General features: G+C 58.9%; 19 protein-coding genes. 3 read left to right on the top strand and 16 right to left on the bottom strand.

Annotated features, from left to right (window positions below; all coding sequences use genetic code 11):
* From AB5Z54_RS03020 to ileS, 12 genes are all read right to left on the bottom strand, one after another.
* Nucleotides 1-575 (bottom strand): helix-turn-helix domain-containing protein (locus tag AB5Z54_RS03020; protein ID WP_368160139.1); only part of this gene is annotated, 575 nt, incomplete at its 3' end.
* A gap of 461 nt (nt 576-1,036) precedes the next feature.
* Complete coding sequence (locus AB5Z54_RS03015) at nt 1,037-2,449, bottom strand: AI-2E family transporter (RefSeq protein WP_368135571.1); 1,413 nt, start codon at nt 2,447-2,449, stop codon at nt 1,037-1,039.
* Complete coding sequence (locus tag AB5Z54_RS03010) at nt 2,446-3,237, bottom strand: RNA polymerase sigma factor SigF (protein WP_022094589.1); 792 nt, start codon at nt 3,235-3,237, stop codon at nt 2,446-2,448. Before AB5Z54_RS03010 ends, AB5Z54_RS03015 begins: the two co-directional genes overlap by 4 nt.
* A 1-nt stretch (nt 3,238) precedes the next feature.
* Nucleotides 3,239-3,616, bottom strand: a complete 378-nt coding sequence (locus AB5Z54_RS03005) for an ATP-binding protein (RefSeq protein WP_117746030.1) — start codon at nt 3,614-3,616, stop codon at nt 3,239-3,241.
* The gene (locus tag AB5Z54_RS03000) at nt 3,609-4,196 is read right to left on the bottom strand and encodes a hypothetical protein (RefSeq protein WP_368154385.1); all 588 of its coding nucleotides are present in this window, start codon (nt 4,194-4,196) and stop codon (nt 3,609-3,611) included. Before AB5Z54_RS03000 ends, AB5Z54_RS03005 begins: the two co-directional genes overlap by 8 nt.
* A 100-nt stretch (nt 4,197-4,296) precedes the next feature.
* Nucleotides 4,297-5,646 carry a replication-associated recombination protein A gene (locus tag AB5Z54_RS02995; protein WP_368135092.1) on the bottom strand — a complete coding sequence of 450 codons (1,350 nt, stop codon included), beginning with the start codon at nt 5,644-5,646 and terminating at the stop codon, nt 4,297-4,299.
* Nucleotides 5,647-5,706: 60 nt separating this feature from the next.
* The gene (locus tag AB5Z54_RS02990) at nt 5,707-6,954 is read right to left on the bottom strand and encodes a deoxyguanosinetriphosphate triphosphohydrolase family protein (RefSeq protein WP_195919164.1); all 1,248 of its coding nucleotides are present in this window, start codon (nt 6,952-6,954) and stop codon (nt 5,707-5,709) included.
* A 31-nt stretch (nt 6,955-6,985) separates the two neighbouring features.
* Nucleotides 6,986-7,408, bottom strand: a complete 423-nt coding sequence (locus tag AB5Z54_RS02985) for a prepilin peptidase (protein ID WP_195625080.1) — start codon at nt 7,406-7,408, stop codon at nt 6,986-6,988.
* 81 nt (nt 7,409-7,489) lie between these two features.
* The gene (locus AB5Z54_RS02980; protein WP_195503175.1) at nt 7,490-8,785 is read right to left on the bottom strand and encodes a glycosyltransferase family 2 protein; all 1,296 of its coding nucleotides are present in this window, start codon (nt 8,783-8,785) and stop codon (nt 7,490-7,492) included.
* An 82-nt stretch (nt 8,786-8,867) separates the two neighbouring features.
* Nucleotides 8,868-9,881, bottom strand: coding sequence for an RluA family pseudouridine synthase (locus AB5Z54_RS02975; RefSeq protein WP_368135093.1), 1,014 nt, complete (start codon nt 9,879-9,881; stop codon nt 8,868-8,870).
* Nucleotides 9,881-10,408 (bottom strand): signal peptidase II, encoded by a 528-nt coding sequence (gene lspA, locus AB5Z54_RS02970; RefSeq protein WP_368135094.1) that lies wholly within the window; start codon nt 10,406-10,408, stop codon nt 9,881-9,883. Before lspA ends, AB5Z54_RS02975 begins: the two co-directional genes overlap by 1 nt.
* 445 nt (nt 10,409-10,853) lie before the next feature.
* Nucleotides 10,854-13,631: an isoleucine--tRNA ligase gene (ileS, locus tag AB5Z54_RS02965; protein ID WP_438265563.1), complete on the bottom strand. Its 2,778-nt coding sequence runs from the start codon at nt 13,629-13,631 to the stop codon at nt 10,854-10,856.
* 510 nt (nt 13,632-14,141) lie between these two features.
* Between ileS and AB5Z54_RS02960 the strand changes: the two genes are divergently transcribed.
* Complete coding sequence (locus AB5Z54_RS02960; protein WP_138112403.1) at nt 14,142-15,224, top strand: iron-containing alcohol dehydrogenase family protein; 1,083 nt, start codon at nt 14,142-14,144, stop codon at nt 15,222-15,224.
* Between the two features lie 48 nt (nt 15,225-15,272).
* Here AB5Z54_RS02960 and AB5Z54_RS02955 read toward each other — a convergent pair whose 3' ends face one another.
* Both AB5Z54_RS02955 and ftsH read right to left on the bottom strand, forming a co-directional pair.
* Nucleotides 15,273-15,728, bottom strand: a complete 456-nt coding sequence (locus tag AB5Z54_RS02955) for a 2-thiouracil desulfurase family protein (RefSeq protein WP_195625084.1) — start codon at nt 15,726-15,728, stop codon at nt 15,273-15,275.
* An 81-nt stretch (nt 15,729-15,809) separates the two neighbouring features.
* The gene (ftsH, locus tag AB5Z54_RS02950) at nt 15,810-17,702 is read right to left on the bottom strand and encodes an ATP-dependent zinc metalloprotease FtsH (protein WP_171021520.1); all 1,893 of its coding nucleotides are present in this window, start codon (nt 17,700-17,702) and stop codon (nt 15,810-15,812) included.
* 92 nt (nt 17,703-17,794) lie between these two features.
* On the opposite strand from ftsH, the gene AB5Z54_RS02945 reads away from it, so the two are divergent.
* Nucleotides 17,795-17,893, top strand: coding sequence for a cob(I)yrinic acid a,c-diamide adenosyltransferase (locus tag AB5Z54_RS02945; protein ID WP_230308470.1), 99 nt, complete (start codon nt 17,795-17,797; stop codon nt 17,891-17,893).
* 29 nt (nt 17,894-17,922) lie between these two features.
* Nucleotides 17,923-18,042 (top strand): cob(I)yrinic acid a,c-diamide adenosyltransferase, encoded by a 120-nt coding sequence (locus AB5Z54_RS02940; protein WP_271733428.1) that lies wholly within the window; start codon nt 17,923-17,925, stop codon nt 18,040-18,042.
* 129 nt (nt 18,043-18,171) lie between these two features.
* On the opposite strand, the gene AB5Z54_RS02935 is transcribed toward AB5Z54_RS02940, so the two are convergent.
* The gene (locus AB5Z54_RS02935) at nt 18,172-19,521 is read right to left on the bottom strand and encodes an MATE family efflux transporter (RefSeq protein WP_368135096.1); all 1,350 of its coding nucleotides are present in this window, start codon (nt 19,519-19,521) and stop codon (nt 18,172-18,174) included.
* Nucleotides 19,522-19,645: 124 nt separating this feature from the next.
* Nucleotides 19,646-20,560 (bottom strand): TrmH family RNA methyltransferase, encoded by a 915-nt coding sequence (locus AB5Z54_RS02930; protein WP_368135097.1) that lies wholly within the window; start codon nt 20,558-20,560, stop codon nt 19,646-19,648.
* Between the last annotated feature and the right edge of the window lie 51 nt (nt 20,561-20,611).

The raw sequence follows: 20,611 nt of genomic DNA, 5'->3' as shown, positions 1-20,611 counted from the left end.
CGCCTGAGCTCCATGTTGGTCATGCCGTCGTAGCCCGCCGAGACCCAGCGGTAGATGGTCGACGGCGACAGGTCCACCGGGCCGCCGTTGCGCGCCGCCATCTGCTCGGGCGAGAGCCCCCGGCGCAGGCAGTCCCTTATCGCCTCCAGCCTGGCCGCCGCGGCGGGCTCGTCGGCGTCTATCCCGCGCCTGGACGAGACGAGGACCGAGTCGGCGCACAGCTGCGCGGCCCGGGCCTCGTAGAAGACGTGGGGGCGGCGCTTGCAGCCGATCGCGCGGTACCGGCCGCAGCCGTTGCAGCATCGCGGCCACGCGGCCAGGCGCGGGCAGGCCGCCGACAGGTCGGCGGAGGCGTCCACGCGCTCGCCGCGCCTGGACTTCGGCGCCGTCACGAACCTGTGCGACGCCACCTCGGCGCTCACCGTCGAGGGCGACCTGCCCAGCTCCCTCGCGATCTCCCTGCACGAGGCCCCGCGCTCCAGCATCCTCTGGACCGTGTCCCGCTCGTGCCTCGTGAGCCTTCCGTAGGCCCTCGGGACCGCCCTCGCGGAGCCCATATTCTTCTTTCCGGACATGCCGTCCTCCGATCTCCCGGGGCCGGCCGGTCCGGCCCTCAAGGTATCGGGTTCCCACATTCATCCGCACATGTGCGGATGAATGTGGGAAGTGTTCGGATGAAGTTGATAATCAAGGCCCTCCAGCGAAAGTGCACGTTATTTAGTACTGCGCGATCCTTTGAAAAAGGACTGCTGTATAATTGCATATAAGATTCACCCGGAAGGAGCGATCGATGAAAAGCAAACGATTTGTCCTGAATGCACTTCTGGTTGTAGCACTTTTAGCGCTCTTGGCCTTCTCATGCTGGTACGCAAACCAACCATCATTTGGATACGTATTGTATACAGTAATGTCCGGCGATAAGGCTTATTACACTCTACGCGCAATTGACGTTCTCTTTTTCTATGTAGCCGGCCCCTTATCAATCGCTTTGGTCGCGTTTCTTGTCATTTACAACTTCAAGAAACGTTAATAGAACCTATTTAGAATCCGAATCGTCCATGGAGCCGTCGATGCCGGTTTTGGTGTCGTCATCCGTGTTGGAATCGTCATCCTTAGCGAAGGGGTTCTTGAAGAAGCCCGTCGCATCGGGCTGCAGACCAGAGAGCTTGATCCAGGGATTATCGAGATCGGGCTTGGGCATGGCCTTGGCCTCGGGCGCAGTCTCGTTGCCGATGAGCTCGGACTCGTAGATGAAGGTGTCGTCGCCGAGCGCGTCGTAGGCGGCGACCGGGTTGCCATCGGCATCGCGGTACGGCGTGCCCTTAAACACGGCGCCGTCATAGGCCACAAGCTGTCGGCCGGTCTCATTCTCGAAGTAGTACACGAAGATACCCTTGAGGGCCGCACAAAGCGGGATGGCAATAATCATGCCGATGGGGCCCATGAGTGCCGAGCCAATAACGAGCGCCGTGAGGCTCATGATGGGATGCACCTGCACCGAGCTCTGCATGACCTTGGGCGAAATGACGTTATCGGTGACGTTTTGCGCGACCATCGTCACGATGAGCGTCCATAACGCCAACATGGGGCTGAACATGAAACCGAGCACCGTGGCGATTGCTGCGCTCACCCAGGGACCGACGACCGGAACCAAATGCATGATGCCGGTAAAGATAGCCATGAGCGCCGCATACGGATGGCCGATGATCATAAAACCGATAAAGGCGAGGAAACCACCGCAGATGGACGTCACGACCATACCGCGCATGTAGCCGCCGACAGAGCGAGAAAGGATGGCGACCATAAAGCGGTACGAGGTCTCCTTCTCCTGACCGATGATGGTGCAAATCTCGTGGTGCATGCGAGGGTAGTCGCAGGCCATCCAGTAGGCAAGCACCAGGCCAAGGAAGATAACGAACAGCTGCGAGGCCGTATTGGTGATGAGTGGGAACACACCACGACCAAGCTCGGCGGCAATCTGAGACACATACCTCGATGCCACGGCAACCAGCGACGAAAGATTATCGTCCAAATACTCCTTGAGCGGCGTGTTGTTGAGCGTCTTTGCATGCGAGATCATCTCGTTGAGATCGCCACCTGCAACACGAAGCTGCTCGGGCAGGCGGCTCAGGACTTCCATGATCTGACCAAAGAGAATCGGCGACAAGATACAAACGACACCGACGAGCACGGCAACAACAACAATAAGCGCGATAAGCGAACCGATGCCGCGATTCACGCCATGGTGCTCGAGCCAGTTGGTGATCGGGGACATCACAAAGGCAATGATGGAGCCGACGGCAAGAAACTCAATAACCGGCGCCAGGATGCCCATAAGGTTAAAGATGACAGCGGCGATGACAATGCAGCCGACAACAGCCCAAATGCGCAGCGTCAGAATGCGAGTGTCGCGCAGCACGCGATCGGTTTGTTGGGGGTGCTCACTCATGAACGAATCATCACTCCGTCGGGGTCGATCTTGTCCTGAATCTTCTTAAGCGTGCGGCGCAGCAGACGCGAAACCTGCACCTGAGAAATACCAAGCTTCTTGGCGATCTCGATCTGGGTCATGCCCTTCACAAAGCGCAGCTCGATCACCTCGCGCTCGCGCGGCGAGAAATCACGGATGGCTTCCTCGATCACTAGGCGGTCATCGGTAAAGTCGAGCTCGTTGTCGTCGTCGGCGTAACGGTCGAGAATCGAGGGGGCATCGTCGGAATCGGACGCACCAGGAGCCTCGATGGGCACCGAGGTATAGGCCGAAGACGATTCCATAGCCTCGAGGACCTCATCGACAGTCACATCTAGATACTCAGCGATCTCCTCAACCTTGGGCGAACGCTGCAGCTCGTTGGTAAGTTTGTCAGTAGCTTGGTTGACCTTGGCCGAGAGCTCCTGCAGACGACGAGGTACGCGCACGCTCCAGCCCTTGTCGCGAAAATGGCGTTTGATCTCGCCCAGGATAGTGGGTGTTGCAAACGTCGTGAACTCGAGCCCGCGCTCGGGGTCAAAGCGGTCGATAGCCTTGAGCAAACCCAGATAGCCGACCTGCATGAGGTCGTCGAGCGGCTCGCCGCGATTCTTAAATTTGTTGGCAAGAAACCTTACCAGGTTCATATGGGACATGACGAGCTGCTCGCGCGCGTCCGGATCACCGGTTTCTTTGTAGCGACGAAACAGCTCGCGGGTTTTCTCCTTGTCCCAAGCGGTCTTGCCGCTCCGGGAACGTTCGGTCATATTAGATATCCGCCTTGAGGTCGAGGGAAAGCGTCAGGGGCGCCGCAGTCTTTTCGTAGGAGTCGCACACGCTCGCGAGGATGAGCTCGGCATACACCGCAGCCTGGTCGTCTTCATCGACCGTAGCCTGGTCGCCAAAGGTAATAGTCATGCCAACGTGGGTCTCATCGACATCGAATTTGATGGTGATGTCATCGCAGTCGACCGCGGTGCAACCAAAGATGAAAGCCTCCTCAGCAGCCATGCGGATGTCCTCGATGCGATCGACAGACATAGAGCACAGGGCACCAACGTTGGCTGCCGTCATGCGCACAAGGCGAGCGAGACGCGGGTCACCGGCAACGGTCAGCGTGATAGGGCAGGTTGCTTCGCTACTCATCGCAGGACTCCTCAGAGGTCTCGGCGGGCGTATAGGTGTAATACTGAGCCGGCTTGGATACAGACTTCTGACCATCATCGTCGCCCGCGGCGGCCTCGTCCTCGCCAATTAGGATGCGCTCGGTAGGCTGCTCGGCCTCCGCAGCGGCAGCGGCGAGCTTGCGATCGGCGTCGGCTGCAGGAGCCTTCACCTTATTGAAGAGCTTCTGCACAGCACCGGCGGCAGAGTCGGTCACGCTCGACACAGCATTGCTGGCCTCGGCCATGCTGCCCGTAACCTCGGAAATGTCGCGAACCACGGCTTCGACCTCTACGAGATTGGAGGTAAGGGCATCAACTGCCGTCTTGCTCGACTTAAGCAGCGGCTCCATCTGGGCAAGCGCCGGCGTAAGCTCATCGACAGCGCCATCGAGCTTTGCCACCACAGGCTGAGCCTCGGCGATGGTGTTGTTGAGGTCGTTCACGGTCTTATCGAGCGAGTCGACAACATTGCGGGTCTTGCGCAGGGTAAGCGCGAGCTCAGCGATGGCCCACACGCCGGCAACGGCGAGCAGCAGCAGGGCGATTTGAATGGGACTCATACAAGCCTCCCGGAAGAATCGAAATACAGACGCTTTTCATGGTACCCCAAAGGGGGCCGAACATGCCAAGAGCAGCAACGTGGGACAAAATTATCAGCAGCTACCTCGGTGCATTCCCGCTGCGGTCTCGTTCGCTTTGCTCTACGCGCCACTCTTCCCAGCCGCGCCCGGCAGGCTGCCAAAATGCACCGCGTTCCAAGCCTTCGGGCAAATAGCGCTGATCGACCCAGCCTCCGGGATAATCATGTGGATACTTATACACACCGTATTCATCGCTGCCCGGGCGATGGCGATCGCGCAGATAACTCGGCACCTCGCGAAGCCCACTAGAATGGATATCGGCCAGCGCCGCATCGATCGAAGCCTCACACGCGTTGGATTTTGGCGCCAAGCACACATAGAGTGCAGCCTGAGCCAGGTTAATGCGGCACTCGGGATAGCCAATGACCTCGGCAGACTTAAACGCGGCATGCGCCACCAAAAGCGCCTGCGGGTCGGCGTTGCCAACATCCTCAGAAGCGTGAATCATAATGCGGCGAGCGATAAACTTAGGATCCTCCCCAGCATCGATCATGCGCGCGAGCCAATAGATCGTGGCATCGGGGTCACTACCGCGCATGGACTTGATGAACGCACTGATGATGTCGTAGTGCATGTCGCCGTTTTTGTCATACGTAAAGCCGCGACGCGGGTTGGCAATCTTCACGTCATCCACGGTGATGGGATAGCGCTCCCCCGCCGCAGGCGCTGGCGTTCCCTCGGTATCGGGACGCGTGACGGCAATCTCGCTCGCAAGCTCGAGCGTCGTGAGCGCCGAGCGAGCGTCACCCGCTGCCAGCGTGCAAATGGTCTTGACCGTATCCTCATCGGCCGAGAACTTTCCGTTCAAGCCCTGTGGTGCCTCGAGCGCACGCTCAATAAGCGTGGCGATATCCTCATCCTTCAGATGTTCAAGCTCCACCACGCGCCCGCGCGACAACAGTGCCGAGTTGACCTCAAAGTACGGGTTCTCTGTCGTAGCGCCAATCATAATGACGGTACGGTTCTCAACTGCATGCAGCAGGGCATCCTGCTGCGACTTAGAGAAGCGGTGAATCTCATCGATAAATAGAATGGTGCGACGGTCGTACGTATTCAGGCGCGTCTTGGCCTCATCAATCACGCGACGCAGGTCCTTCACGGTACCCGTGACGGCGCTGACCTCGACAAACTCGCTCTTGGTATGGTTGGCGATAATGTGGGCCAGCGTCGTCTTACCCGTACCGGCCGGCCCGTACAGAATCACGCTCGAAAGCACGTCGTGCTCGATCGCGGCACGCAACCATGAGCCCTTACCGACGGCCTTTTGCTGGCCCACATACTCGTCGAGCGAATTGGGGCGCATGCGCACCGCAAGCGGCGCATTTTTAAAGGAACGCTCGCGCGTCGAGGCAGAAAAAAGGTCGTCCATAGCCATCCCGTGCATCCATCAAAATCGTTGTTCCTCAACAGTATACCGAAAATATACGAACTACCGTTCGTTAATATAGGTACGATGCGGAAACTTCAGCCCCGGGAACAGCTTGCTCGTCAGCTCACAGAAATAGCCGTCCGTCATGCTCGAAATGTAATCCACTACGGTCTGATCTTTATCATCCTGCCATGCATAGGTGCGATTGTAGTAGGAAAGCTGCCGCTCAATGCGCGAAATGTGATGCTTAAAGATATACGAAGACTCGTCGCCTTCGTTTATATCCTGCAGGCAACGGTCATAGAGCTTTTCGAACGCCTCGCGCAGCTCCGTTTCGGAGTCGCCCTCGATGCCGCCCTTGCTATAGATCTTCTCGTAGTTCTCGCGCTTAGCGCGGCGGATTTCCTCGAACAGGTCCTCGCTCATCTCGATGCGCGGCTTGCCATAGCTGTGCTCGACGATATCGATAGAGGCATGCGTGAGAATCCAGCTGTTGTATGCTCCGCCAAGCCCATCGTCAAAAGCGTCGGGTGACAGCAGGCCCGCCGCAATGGCGTCTTGGCGATCACGCCCCGCATAGGCAAGAATATCCGAGATGCGAACGACACAGCCCTCAAGCGTCATGGGGCGCAAGTGCTCAATTGCGCTATAGCCTGTGGCAATGCAATCCTCGACGGTTCGATCGAACTGGTCAAAGGAACCCATGTCCGAGAGCTCGAACACACGCTGCTCGTACTCGCCGTTGTGGCAGAGCACGCCATCGAGCGTCTGAAGCGACACGTTGCGACCGTACAGCGCATCGAGCACGCGGACCGACTGCACGTTATGGAAAAAATAACGACCCGTGCGCTCGTGATAGATATCGTTGAGGAATCGCTCGCCGGCATGGCCGAAAGGCGTGTGCCCCAAGTCGTGACCCAGACCGATCGCTTCAATCAGATCGCAGTTGAGCCCGAGGGCGCGACCGATATCGCGCGCAATGCGCGAGACGAGCTGCACGTGTAGACCACGACGCGACAAGTCGTCGTTGCTTCGAAAGCTAAAAACCTGCGTTTTGCCTGCATAACGGGTGTACGCCGGTAGATGGAGGATTTTTTCGGTATCGCGCATAAACGCCGGACGCATAAGCGTGCCTTTGTCCGCATCGCGATCGACACGACGAATGACCTGGTCGTCGTTGCAACGATACGGATTGACAGTGCCCGAAGCACGATTGGCGGCAATGCGCTCGACGAGCTCGGGCGACAACGCCGAAGGAATACGGTCCATACGCGCCTTGATGGCGGCCGTTTCTTGATTAGTTGCCATGGCATGCTCCTTAAGAACGATGCGCAATCGGTTACAGAGTGCAGCCCACGACCTCGATTATGGCAAAAATCGGCACTAAAAACGGGAGCAATGGCAGGGAGCGCGATTTTGTGAAGAGGCAGGAGAGGGCCAGGGCCAGGAGTGCGACGGCAAATGCCACGATGCCACCCATAGGGTCGAGCGTGCAAAGCGCGAAGAGTGCTTTGGCGTCCCCCATGCCAATCCCCGGGGCTTGACGAAGGCGCCGCCAGAGCGACTCAGTAAGCACAAGGGCAAGGTAGACGATGACCGCAAGACCGGCATGATCAAGTGCAGTGTTAACGCCCCTGTCGAGCCAAACGCCTGCTAACGCCGCCACGGCACATGCGCCGGCAAGCTCATTGGGAAACCGCCGCTCACGGGCATCAATCCACGCGCCGGCAAAGATGCAAATCCAAAACGGGATATAGATCATCGAAAACCTCCTTGAGCAGCTGCTCAAAAGCAAAAACCACCACAAAGGTGCCTGTCCCCTTTGCGGTGGTTTTGGTGGTGGTTATTTGGCGCCTTGCATGACCTCGTCAAGGGTAACGCTGACGGCGTGCTGCGTCGGGACCCAGTCGACCTTCAGGAACAGCGCGGCCACCGTGATGGGGATATAGCTGAACATAAAGATCGGGAAGGTAAACAGGTTAGTCACCAGACGCCACTTTTGCGCGCAGTGAATGTGCTTGTACTCAAAGATAGTCGTGAGCAGCGCCAGGATAAAGAAAGTCAGATACATCATGGCGAAGGTCATAATGAGCGAAGCGGCACAGGCCTGCATCTCGACTTCGGTAGCCAAAAAGCCGTGCGAGAGTCCACCCACGATCAGGAACGTCGCATTGGCGAGCATCGAGATGAGCGACAGCAGCATACCCGGGGCGATCGTCATGAACATGTCGTAGGCGGCAAAGCGATGGTAGCGGAAGATCGACTTGACCAGGTGCTTACCGTAAGTAAAGAACACCTGGTAGAAGCCCTTGGTCCAACGCATGCGCTGTTTCCAGGACGCCTTAAACGTCACGGGTTGTTCGTCAAAGAACTCCGCCGGCGCATAGCCAATGCGAATGCCGTGAATGGCGCAGAACGTGGTGAACTGAATGTCCTCGGTCAGCGTGTGGAACTGCCAACCGTGCATGCCCTCGATAACGCTGGCGGAGATGAGGTAGCCCGAACCCGAAACAGCGCAGGACGTCTTGCAGATATTACGCGCGTTGTTGAGGAAGCGCGCCTCGCGTAGATACCACGTGGCATTAGCAGCCGAGATCCACGAGCTGCCGAAGTTCTTGGAATTGCGATAGCTCGTGACCACATGGAAGCCCTGGTCAAAGGCATCATTCATCTTGGAAACGTAATCGCGGGAGATAACGTTATCGGCATCGAAGATAAAGTAGCCCTCAAACGTGTCGGGATACTCGTTGAGAATGCGGTCGAAGCCAAAGTCCATGACCCAGCTCTTGCCCTTGCGGGCCAGGTCATTGCGCTCGTAAACAATGGCACCGGCCTCGCGCGCGAGCTGCGCCGTGTTGTCGGTGCAGGCATCGGCGACCACGAAAACCTCGATGAGCTCGGACGGATAATCCTGGTCCTTGATGGAGCGAACGAGGTTGGCGATCACGGCCTCCTCATTATGCGCCGCGATAAAAAAGGCATAGCGATGGAGTTTTTTGGCCTTGGGAGGCGCGACCTCGCCACGAAGAGCGCCAATGACAAAGAAGACCACCTGGTACAGAAAGCAGACCGTGAGCAGCGTAACCACAATCTGGTTAAAGATCACGATGGGCGTGTTAGTTTGTAAAAAGGCGAGCATGCAGGCTCCCGAGAACGCGTTACGTAAACAACCGTATATCTTACCGCAGGCTTACCGAGTTCAAGAAACCACCTAATACCGGCTAGGCTTCGAGAAGGCCAAGCTGCGGGACGATGTCGTCGCCGGCGGCGGTGCGGCCAAGCGAGCGCGGAGCCAGATCGTCGAGAACCGCAGCGAGATCCCACGGCAACTCGTCGCGGCACTCAATGCGCTCCCCCGTCACGGGATGGTCGAACGCCACGCGCCAGGAATGAAGGAACTGCCTGGTCAGGCCCTGGTCGGCGCGCGCATCGCACTTGCCGTAGAGTGGATCGCCCACGCAGGCGTGGTTGATATGACGCATATGCACGCGAATCTGGTGCGTGCGACCGGTAAACAGATGGCACTCAACGAGCGTATAACCATCGTCAAAGCGCGTGGAATCAAAGCGCTCGAGGACTTTAAAGGTCGTAATGGCCTGACGGGCAAAGGGGTCGCCCGAAACCGCCATCTTGACGCGGTCGCGCGTAGAACGGGCGATACCGGTATTGATGGTGCCCTCGTCCATGGCGATGTGCCCGTGGACAAGCGTGATATAGCGGCGGTCGAGCGTACGCGTGCGAATGAGATTTTGAAGCGCGCGCTGGGTGTCGTCGTCTTTTGCCGCGAGCATAAGGCCCGAGGTATCGCGATCCAGGCGATGCACGATGCCGGGGCGGTCCTCACCCTGCACGGTACCAAGATGATCGATACCGCAGTGGTAGACCAAGGCGTTCGCAAGCGTGCCGCTCTCGTGGCCGCGGGCGGGATGGCACACCAGGCCACGCTGCTTGGAGAGCACAATGAGATAGTCGTCCTCATAGCGAATGTCGAGCGGGATGGCCTCGGGAATCACATCGGTGGGATCGTGCGGCTCGGGCAAATCGACCGAAATACGGTCGCCGGCTCGCACGGCGTGCTTTTTAGACAGGCAGGTCTCGCCATTGACACATACGGCACCGCCCTCAATCAGATGCGCGCAGGCAGAGCGCGTGGGGCAGCCGTCATTGGAGCCCAGATAGGCGTCAAGACGCTGACCAGCGGCATCGTCGGCAACAAGGATATGGATGTCGGCCATTAGCGCTCATTCCTTTCGCGAATCTTGCGGGCACGCTCCCCACGCTGCTGGGCCTTGCGCTTAGCGCGGGCCTCGTCACGGGCGTTAAGCTCGGCGGTCGCATCGACCTCACGGGCAGCGGGGCTCAAGAACATGTAACCGAAGAGGGCGAGCACGACGCCCAAGGTAATGCCGATATCGGCCACATTAAAGACGGGGAAGTCGACGAAGGTGGTGGCAATAAAATCGGTCACGAAGCCAAAGGCCAAACGATCGATAGCGTTGCCGATAGCACCGCCCGCAACCATCGCCATGCCCACAACCTCAAGATGGCCAAGCTGGGGTGCACGAACGAGGTACACGGCAATAGCGATAATGACCGCCAACGCCAGCACGGCAAACGCGATGCCATGCCCCTCGCCCATACTAAAGGCAGCACCGATATTGCGGACAAACATAAAGTCGATGACACCGGGGATGACAGTCACATGCAAAGCTTCGCCCACGGCACGAACCGCAAGCTTGGTCAGCTGGTCAACAAGCAGCACAACGAGCGCCACCCCACCAGCAACACCCAACCGCCAACGCAAAGGCGGCGTCATTTCCCCAGCACGACCCAAACCAATCCCCTACCCTCAAGAACATCGAATTACGTTTAATACAAAGAACTATCTTATATTGCCATACGCAGAACGCACGACATATCCACCAACGCAAGCGAAATAACCAGCTAAAAACGAAAGCGACATTCCGAATAACGGAATGTCGCTTAATAGCTTTCGACTAAAAACGCAAGTCGAAAGAAAGCCTCTAGCTCCAGCAATGGAAACGCCGCGTTATCGTCACCAACAGCGAAAACGTCCCTAAGCGAGCAAGGTGACGTGAAAGAGGAGGGAAGCGTACTTTGGTACGCGACCGACGATTGAACGTCAGATTGCCGCTTAGGGGCGTTTGCAGCGTAGGTAGGTTACGGCGTTCTACGAACGCCGTAACCTACAAAGCATCGGCGCAGCGCTTGCAAATATGAGCGTGGCCGTTGTACTCGCCGACGGTGGTGCGGTAGTTCCAGCAACGGTCGCAGCACTCGCCCTCGGCAGCATCAATGCAGACGGAAAGCTCTTCGCCCTGGGTCAGCTCAACATCGGAGACGATGTAGAACTCGGCCAGGTCGACCGCTTTGTCACCAGTCAGCAGCGCGTACATCTCGGCGGGAACGACCGCCTTGACGCGAACCTGCTGGCTCTTGGTGAAGGTGCCGGCAGAACGGGCATCCTCAAGGGCCTTGGTCACGGCGCTACGGAGCTCAAGAGAAGCCTCGAGCACGCCCTCGAACTCATTGGCCTCGTCGACCGTGATGGGCGACTTGTACCAATCGAGCAGCGCGGCGTACTTCTGGTGATCGACGCAGCCAGCGGGCGCATATGCCATGGCCTCGTCAACCGTGTAGGACAGGATCGGCTGCAGGTCGCGCATGAGCATCGAGAAGAGCTCGGCCAGCACGGTCTGGGCGCTGCGACGCTCGAGCGAGCCGGGCTTGTCGCAGTACAGACGGTCCTTCAGGGCGTCGAGGTACACGTTGGAGAGCTCGGTAACCACGAAGTCATAAAGCGCACGGTAGGCGCGCGGGAACTCGTAGCTGGCGTAGGCGTCGTCGACCTCGGCCTGAACCTGAGTCAGGCGGGCAACCATGAGCTTGTCGAGCGGCAGCAGGTCGGCAAAGGCGACGCCGTCGGTCTCGGGCTCAAACTGACCCTCGAGCTCGGAGAGCAGGAAGCGCAGCGTGTTGCGGAAACGACGGTAGGCATCGGACGTACGAGCAAGGATCTCGTGGTCGATGGACACGTCGGAGCTGGTATCGACGGATGCAACCCACAGACGGATGATGTCAGCGCCCATCTCGTCGCAGACCTTATTGGGGTCGATGACGTTGCCGAGCGACTTGGACATCTTACGGCCCTGGCCGTCGAGGGTGAAGCCCTGCGAGACAACCGCCTTGTACGGAGCGTGGCCGTTGGCGCCCACCGAGGTGAGCAGCGAGCTTTGGAACCAACCGCGGTGCTGGTCGGAGCCCTCGAGGTACACATCAGCCGGATACTCCAGCTCGGGACGGTACTCGCAGACGGCCTTCCAAGAGACGCCGGAATCCCACCACACGTCGAGGATGTCCTTATCGGCCTTGAGGTGATGGCCGCCGCACTTGGGGCAGACGCAGGCCTCGCCCAGGTAGCTCTCGGGAGCGTCGGTGAACCAGGCGTCGGAGCCCTTCTCGTGGAAGAGCTTGATGACGGCGTCGAGCGTGGCGTCGTTCATGACCTTCTCACCGCAGTCGGCGCAAGTGTAGCTGGGGATAGGCACGCCCCAGTTGCGCTGACGGCTGATGCACCAGTCGGGACGCTGCTCGACCATGGCGCGGATGCGGTTGGCCGCGTGGGCCGGATACCACTTAACGTTCTCGCGGACCTCTTTGCCAGCCTGCTCGCGCAAGCCGGTCTTGTCCATCGAGACAAACCACTGGTCGGTAGCACGGAAGAGCACCGGGTGCTTGCAGCGCCAGCAGTGCGGATAGCTGTGCGTGATCTTCTTCTCGAGGACCAGGGTGCCGCGCTCGCGCAGGAACTCGATGATGTGCGGGTTGGCCTCGTCGGTATCCATGCCGCTGAAGGGGCCGCCGGTGCCAAACTCCTCGCCGGTGTAGAACTTGCCGTCGTCATCGACCGGCATGCAAATGTCGGTGATGCCCTCCTTGAGGCAGGCGAAGTAGTCGTCGACGCCGTGACCGGGCGAGTTGTGGACGATACCGGTACCGTCATCGACACCGACGTAATCGGCCAACAGTGCCACGCCCTCAACACCGTCAAAGATCGGCTGCTTATAGTGAATGTGATGGAAGGTCTCGGCGGGAACCACATAGGGCTTGCCGTCGACCACAACCGGGGTGTACTCCCAGCCAAACTCCTCGCAGCACTTGGGAGCCAGGTCCTCGAGCATGACCTCGGCGCGGCCGTCGTGCTCAACGGCGACGTAGGCGGCACCGGGCTTGAGAGAAACTGCCTGGTCGGAGGGGATGGTCCACGGCGTGGTCGTCCAGATGATAAAGTCAACCGGGCCGTCGAAGTTCTCGAGGCCGACGGGCTTGGAGGTCATCTCAAAGCGCACGAAGATGGACGGGCTCGTCTCGTCGGAGTACTCAATCTCGGCCTCAGCAAGTGCGGTATGGCAGTGCTTGCACCAGTGGACGGGCTTGTGACCGCGATAGATCATGCCCTTGTCGAACATGGCCTTGAAAACCTCGATGTCGGCGGCGTCATGCTGGTGATAGAGCGTCAGATAGGGGTTGTCCCAATCGCCGAGCACGCCCAGGCGACGGAAGCCGGCCTTCTGCAGCTCGATGTTCTCGACAGCGAACTTATTGCAAAGCTCACGGATCTTAGCCGTGGAGGTCTGGTTGAACTTCTCGGTGCCGAGCTTCTCCTCGACCTTATGCTCGATCGGCTGGCCATGGCAGTCCCAACCGGGAACATAGGGAACCTCATAGCCCTGCATCATCCAGTAGCGGTTGATCATGTCCTTGGAGATCTTGTTCATGGCGTGGCCGATGTGGATCGGGCCGTTGGCGTACGGAGGGCCGTCGTGCAGCACGAACTTCTTGTGACCCTCGTTCTTCTTCAGAACCTGCTCGTAGACCTTGTTGTCCTGCCAGTCCTTGAGTCGCTTGGGCTCGAACTTGGAAAGACCGGCACGCATGGGAAAACCGGTTTTGGGCAGATTCATCGTCTGCTTGTACTCGTTTGCCACGGTACCCCTTTCATGTCGTGGGCGCGCACGCCCGTTGGGCACCAAAAAAGCGCCCGTCCCTACAAGCTGGGACGAAGCGCCACAAAACGAGCTGTACGCCCGCAAAAGCTCTTCGCTTAACCACCCAGCTTAGATGCCCTCGCCCGCGTAATCGCGCGCTCGCATCCGTTACTCGGCTGGCCTGTATCGACGACCATCTCGGCGATATCTACTAAGATGTGCCTGTGCGGCACATCCGTTGGGACCGCAGCTCCGGGGTGATTTTCATCGGTCGCATGCACGGGTTCTCAGCGCTCCCCGCTCTCTGTGGCATGCGGACGGCCGACTACTCGTCCCCATCAACGCTTATGCGGAGTATGCTAGCACGTTCCGCGCCGGCGAAAAACCCTCAACACTGGTTTCATACGTAAGAAATTTCTCGTGGTCGTTAGCCTTCTCTAGGAGCAAAATACCTGAAAGCACTTTAACTAACGAAAGAAGGCTGCCATGCGCACAATCGGAATGAGCGACTACACCGTCGGCGAGGATTGCTTTACCGAGCTGCCCGCCGCACTGGCGGAGTACGGCGCGAAGAAAGTCGCCATCATTGGTGGCAAGCGAGCCCTAGCTGCGGCGCTGCCGGGCATCGAGGCGGCGCTTGAAGGTACCGACGTCGAGATTCTGGAGACGCGCGTCTACGGCACCAACAGTACGCGCGCCAATATCGCCAAGGTCGTGAACTCCCCCGCTTGCCAGCAGGCAGACGTGCTTATCGCCTGTGGCGGCGGCAAGGCACTCGACACCGTCAAGACAGCGGCAATCGAGCTCAAGAAGATTGTCTTTACGGTGCCGACGATTTGCTCTAACTGTTCCGCCGCGACCGCCATTGCCGTCGTCTACAACGACGATGGATCGCTCGAGGGCTATTCGTACCCCAACCGACCGGCGCACATCTTCATCAATCCCAAGATCATCGCCGAGGCTCCGGCGGAGTACTTCTGGGCCGGCGTGGGCGACGCCCTGTCCAAGCAGCCCGAAGTCGAGTACGCCACGAGCGCCGGCGACCTGGAGCACACCGCCGGCCTTGGCCTGGCTCTTGCCCACACCTGTTCCGAGCCGCTGTTTACCTACGGTGTTCAGGGTCTTGAGGACGTTCGTCAGAATCTGTCGAGCGAGGCCGTCAAGCAGATTGCGCTCGACATCGTGGTCAACACGGGCTATGTCTCGAACCTGACCAACCAGAACGATTACTACTACAACTCGAGCGTGGCGCACGCGTTCTACAACGCCACCTGCAGCATTCCGCGTGAGGGCACCTACCTGCACGGCGAAGTCGTAAGCCTGGGCGTGCTGGTGTTGTTCGCCTACACGGGCGACACCGAGAACCTTAAGCGCTATGCTGACTTCAACAAGCAGATGGGGCTGCCCGTAACGCTTGAGCAGGTCGGGCTTTCCGAGACCGATATCCCTGCCCTGTGCGAGCACGCGCACGCCACCAACGAGTGGAAGCAAGGCAACCCGGAGCCCTTCACCGACGAAAAATTCGCCGCCGCCATCAAGGCCGCCAACGCCTACGGCCACACGCTCTAGACCCAGGCCAAAACCACCACAAGGGAGCAGCACCTTTGTGGTGGTTTTTTATTGCTCCAGCATGCTGGGGTCGAACTCGCTAGCCGGGATCACGCGATAACCGTGGCGGAGCAGTAAATCAACGAAGACGCCGTTGCCCGCCGTGAGGGTGCCACTGAATGTTCCGTCGTAGATGAGGCTCGCGCCGCACGAGGGACTACGGTCCTGCAGGATGCACGCGGCGATCTCTTCCGGCCCACCCGCCTGCTCGCACATGTCGAGCGCACGTTGGGCGCCTAGGCGAAATTCCAGGTCAACGGACACGCCCTCGCAGGTACAGACCTCGCCGTTCACAATCTCGGACGGCTTGCGCGGCGTGGGCAGGCCCCCAAAGACCTCAGGGCACACCAAGAGGACCTCGGTCCCTGTACGCTCGCAGGCCTCGACCAACTCGCGATGATAGTTGTCGAGCCCATTATACTTGCAGCTCTCGCCCATCAAGCAGGCGCTCACCACGATCTTCATTTCCATCCCTCTCAAGCAAAACGCCCCATTTGAGAAAGCTGCTCAAATGGGGCGTCGGCGTTTACTGGCTCGGCCGCGGCTTTACTGCTGCTTGGGCATCAGCGGATTCTCGCGCGTGAGGAGGTTCATGAACTCCTCGCCCGTGATGGTCTCCTTCTTATACAGATAACGAGCCAGCTCGTGGAGCTTAAACTTGTTCTCCTTCAGAATCTGCAAAGCGCGGTCGTGCGCATCCTCGATCAGCTTGGCGACAATCGCGTCCACGCGCTCGGCCGTACCGGGGGCGCAGGTGAGCGACGTGTCCTGATTGAGATACGCGTTCTGCACGGTACCGAGCGCCATCATGCCAAACTCGTCGGACATACCAAAGCGCGTCACCATATTACGGGCGAGCTTGGTGGCCTGCTCGATGTCGTTGGCGGCGCCGGTCGTCATCTCTCCAAAGATGAGCTCCTCGGCTGCGCGGCCACCGCAATAGACAGCGAGCTTGTCCAAGACCTCCTGGCGCGTCGTCAGGAAGCGCTCGTCCTCCTCGACCTGCATGGTATAACCAAGAGCACCGCTCGTGCGCGGCACGATGGTGATCTTCGTGACCGGCGCAGAGCCCTTCTGGCGAGCGGCAACGATGGCATGGCCGATCTCGTGATAAGAAACGACCTGCTTCTCGTGGTCGGACAGCACCGTGGACTTACGCTGTTGGCCGGCAATGACGACCTCCACCGACTCCTCGAAGTCGTCCTGGGTTGCACGCTTGCGACCCTCGCGAACGGCGCGCAGGGCGCCCTCGTTGATGATATTGGCCAGGTCGGCGCCCGAGGCACCGGGCGTGGCGCGGGCAATCGCGGTCAGGTCGATCGGCGGCTCGGTCTTCACGCTCTTAGCATGCAGCTCGAGGATGTTCTTGCGGCCGGTCAGATCGGGCAGCTCGACGGGGATGCGGCGGTCAAAACGACCGGGGCGCAGTAGAGCGGGATCGAGACTGTCGGGGCGGTTGGTTGCGGCAAGGACAACGATACCCTTGTGGTTATCGAAGCCATCCATCTCGGTCAGCAACTGATTGAGCGTCTGCTCGCGCTCGTCGTTGCCGCTAAAGCCGCCGCCATCGCGCTTCTTACCGATGGTATCGATCTCATCGATAAAGACGATACACGGTGCCTTTTCCTTGGCCTGCTTAAACAGGTCACGAACCTTAGCAGCGCCGCGACCGACAAACATCTCAACGAACTCAGAGCCCGAAATGCTAAAGAACGGAACACCGGCCTCGCCGGCAACAGCCTTGGCAAGCAGGGTCTTACCGGTACCCGGAGGGCCAACAAGGAGAGCACCACGCGGCAGCTTGGCGCCGATCTCCTCGTAGCGCTGCGGCTTCTCCAGAAAGTCGACGACCTCCTTGAGAGACTCCTTGGCCTCTTCCTGACCGGCGACGTCCTTAAAGGTCACGCCCACGTCCTTGGAGGCGATCACGCGCGCGCCGGACTTACCCAGTCCGCCGCCGCCAAAACCGCCGCCGCCAAAGTTCATCGACGGGCCGTCATCGCCCATAGCCTTCTTCATGCGGCGGTTGAGCCACCAGCCGATCAGGAAGAAAATCGCCATGGGAAGGATAAGGGTGAGCAGGTAGTAGGTCATCAAACCCGAGTTTTTATCGGGAACGACCGACTCCAGCGAAGCGCCAGACTCAAGCACGCGATCGGTAAAGCCCGCGTCATTCGGCACACCGGTCGTCTTGTAGGCGATGTTCTCGTCCTCGCCCTTCTTGGTGTAATAAATCGAGTAATCGTCCGTGTTGTACTCGACCTTGTCGACGCTCTTCTTATCGAGCGCTTTGACAAACGTCGAGTAATCGGTCTTCGTAATCTGCTGCGTGTGACCGATGTTGGGGAACAGAACGGTCGAGAGCACGAGGTAGACGACGAAGGCGATGAGCACGTAGAGAATCATATTCCGTCTACGTTTGTTGTCATCCATCTCCATCTGCTTGAACTCCATCTACTGGGGTTGATAATGCTTTCTAGAATACCCAACCCGGACGGCGATAAACCGACGCCGGGCACGAAAGGACAGAGATGGCATCACTGGAAGTCGGCAAGGTTCAGATCTATACGGGCGACGGCAAGGGCAAGACGAAGGCTGCTTTGGGGCGCGAGAGGATGTCGAGGAACTGATTGCGATAAAGCCCGCCACCACGGAACTCGTGCTCACCGGCCGCGGGCTGCTGCCGTTGGCCGACCTCGCGGACTTAGTCACCGAAATGCGTCCCATCAAACACTACTTCGACGAAGGCCTCCTAGCCCGCCAAGGCATCGAATACTAATTGATTCGTTTTCCGCCAACACCTACAGCTCATAAGGAAGTTGCGGTGGAATAGTACTTGTTTGACGGTCCGCAAGGGCTTTTCAGGAACTATTTCACCGCAACTTATCAGGGGTATCTGACGGATGAGCTAGGCGGTGGCGCGACCTAGCCAGTTGCCGCTGTGGTGGTAGATGGTGAACATGGTTGCGGTGATGAGCCAGGTTACGGGGTAGACCAGCAGTAGATGCTCGAGCGACGGATCGAAGGGCATGATCGCAAACACCCAGATCACCCTCAAGACAACGGTGCCAAAGATGGTGAGCATCATAGGCTGCAGACTCACGCCGGCGCCGCGGATGAAACCCGAGGCGTTCTCGATAATCGAGAAAATCGCATAGAACGGCGCAATGAAATGGAGGATGGTCGTGGTGTACGCCGAAATCGAAGCATCGTCGACAAACAAACACGACAGCGGGCCCGAGAACACCAGCAGCACGGCAGACAGGCCACCAATGAGCATAAACGACAGCACGAGCGACGTATGGTAGCCCTTGCGCATGCGCTCGTAGTTGCGCGCGCCAAAGTTCTGCGCCGAGAACGTAGTGATCGATACGCCGAGCGCCTCGGTCACCATCCAGATAATGCCATCCAGGCGCCCAGATAGACCCCAAGCAGTCGTGACATCGGCGCCAAACGAATTAACCGACACCTGGATCAGCACGTTCGAGATCGAATAGGCAGCCGATTGAAAACCGAGTGGCAGACCACACGAGATCATACTCTTGCAAATACCGCGATCGATACCGAGCTTAGACAGCGAAAGACGCCATGCACCCAGAGCGCGCATCATGCGCAACACGATCATCGTTGCATTGGAGCAAATGGTCAGCGCCACTGCGATGCCGCAGCCCAGCGCCTCCATATGCAACACAGCGACAAAGATGATATCCAGCACCACGTTAACAAGGCAGCCAGAGGCAATGATCACGGCGGGCCCGCGCGTGTCGCCCACGGCACGCAGCAGTGCGGTTCCCATATTCAGCAGCAGTGCCGCAACCATCGCGGCAAAATAACAGCGAGCATAGGCCACACCCTCGGCCAATAGTTCATGCGGCGTGTTCATAAGTACCAGCATGGGCTCAACGAACACTATGCCAAGAATCGAGAAAACGATACCGCCCACCAGCGCAAGGGTCATGGCCGTATGGACCGATCGACTCAGGCGCTCGTCATCGTGCTGACCAAAATACTGACCGGTAATAACGGCACAGCCAGCACCCACGCCGACACAAAAACCAATGCAGAGCTCCGTAAGCACCATCGTGGCCTGAATGCCACCCAGCGCGAGCTTACCGCCAAACTGACCGACGATATAGGTACCGATAAGCGTGTATGCCTGCTGAAAGAACGAACTAAAGAAGATGGGGACGCACAGCGACAGCAGCTGCTGCCAAATGACACCCTGCGTTACATCGATAGCCGTAGATTTCTTAGCCACACGCCCTCCCCACAAGCGTTCGTCAAACAACAAAACATCAATTGAACGGCAAAGCCACTATCAGCTTAACACCGACCGAAGGCAGCGGAAAACAACCCTGGTGGCAAAGCTCGAGAGCACCCCGCTAGTGATACAGCCCCGGCTGGTAGTGATACTCGTTGCTCACATGCGGGCACAGCTGCCAAAAGGCGACGGCACTTGCCGCGGCAACGTTGAGCGAATCGACCCCGTGCGCCATCGGAATGCGCACGGCGCGGTCACAGCCGGCAATGGTCTTGGCGCCCAAGCCGGCACCCTCGGTGCCCATAAAGATTGCCAGGCGGTCAATCTCCTGCAGCGCGGGATCGTCCAACGACACCGAATCATCCGTCAACGCCATGGCGGCACACGAAAAGCCGGCATCGTGCAGCGCCGCCAGCCCATCATGCGGCCATACGCGCGCCTCGCTGCCAATGCGCGTCCAGGGCACCTGGAACACCGTGCCCATGCTCACACGGGCCGAGCGACGGTACAGCGGGTCACAGCAAGTGGGGCTCACCAAAATGCCATCGACGTTCAGAGCAGCCGCCGAGCGGAAAATCGCGCCGACGTTGGTGTGGTCGACAATACCCTCAAGCACGCACACGCGCACCGGGCGCTCCCCCGCCGCCTCGACGACGCCGTCGAGAAACTCATCGACCGGAATCTGGCGTGGACGACGGAATGCCGCGAGCGCACCGCGCGTCACGTTAAAGCCCGTCAGTTGCTCCATGAGCTCAATCGAGGCCACGAACACGGGAACCGGACCCGCTCCCTCGCGCACAACCAGGCGCTCAAACAGCGGCATCATCTGGTCGAGCCAGCGTTCGCCCAAAAGAAAGCTCACCGGCTCGTATCCGGCGCGAACCGCACGCTCGATAACCTTGGCACTCTCGGCGATAAAAATGCCCTTCTGCGGCTCCAGCACGCAGCGAAGCTCACGCTCGGTCAGTCGCACATAGGCATCGAGTCGCCCGTCCTCGAGCGAATCGATTCGCAGCACCTCAACGGCATCAGTCATAGCAGCCAGCCCGCACCCTTCTTTGCAGCACATCTATACCAAACGAGGCGA

It is taken from the genome of Collinsella aerofaciens (assembly GCF_040910185.1).
Classification (GTDB): Bacteria; Actinomycetota; Coriobacteriia; order Coriobacteriales; family Coriobacteriaceae; genus Collinsella; species Collinsella aerofaciens_BF.
Note: the sequence above shows the minus strand (reverse complement) of the source record. Positions and strands in the feature narration are given on the sequence as shown.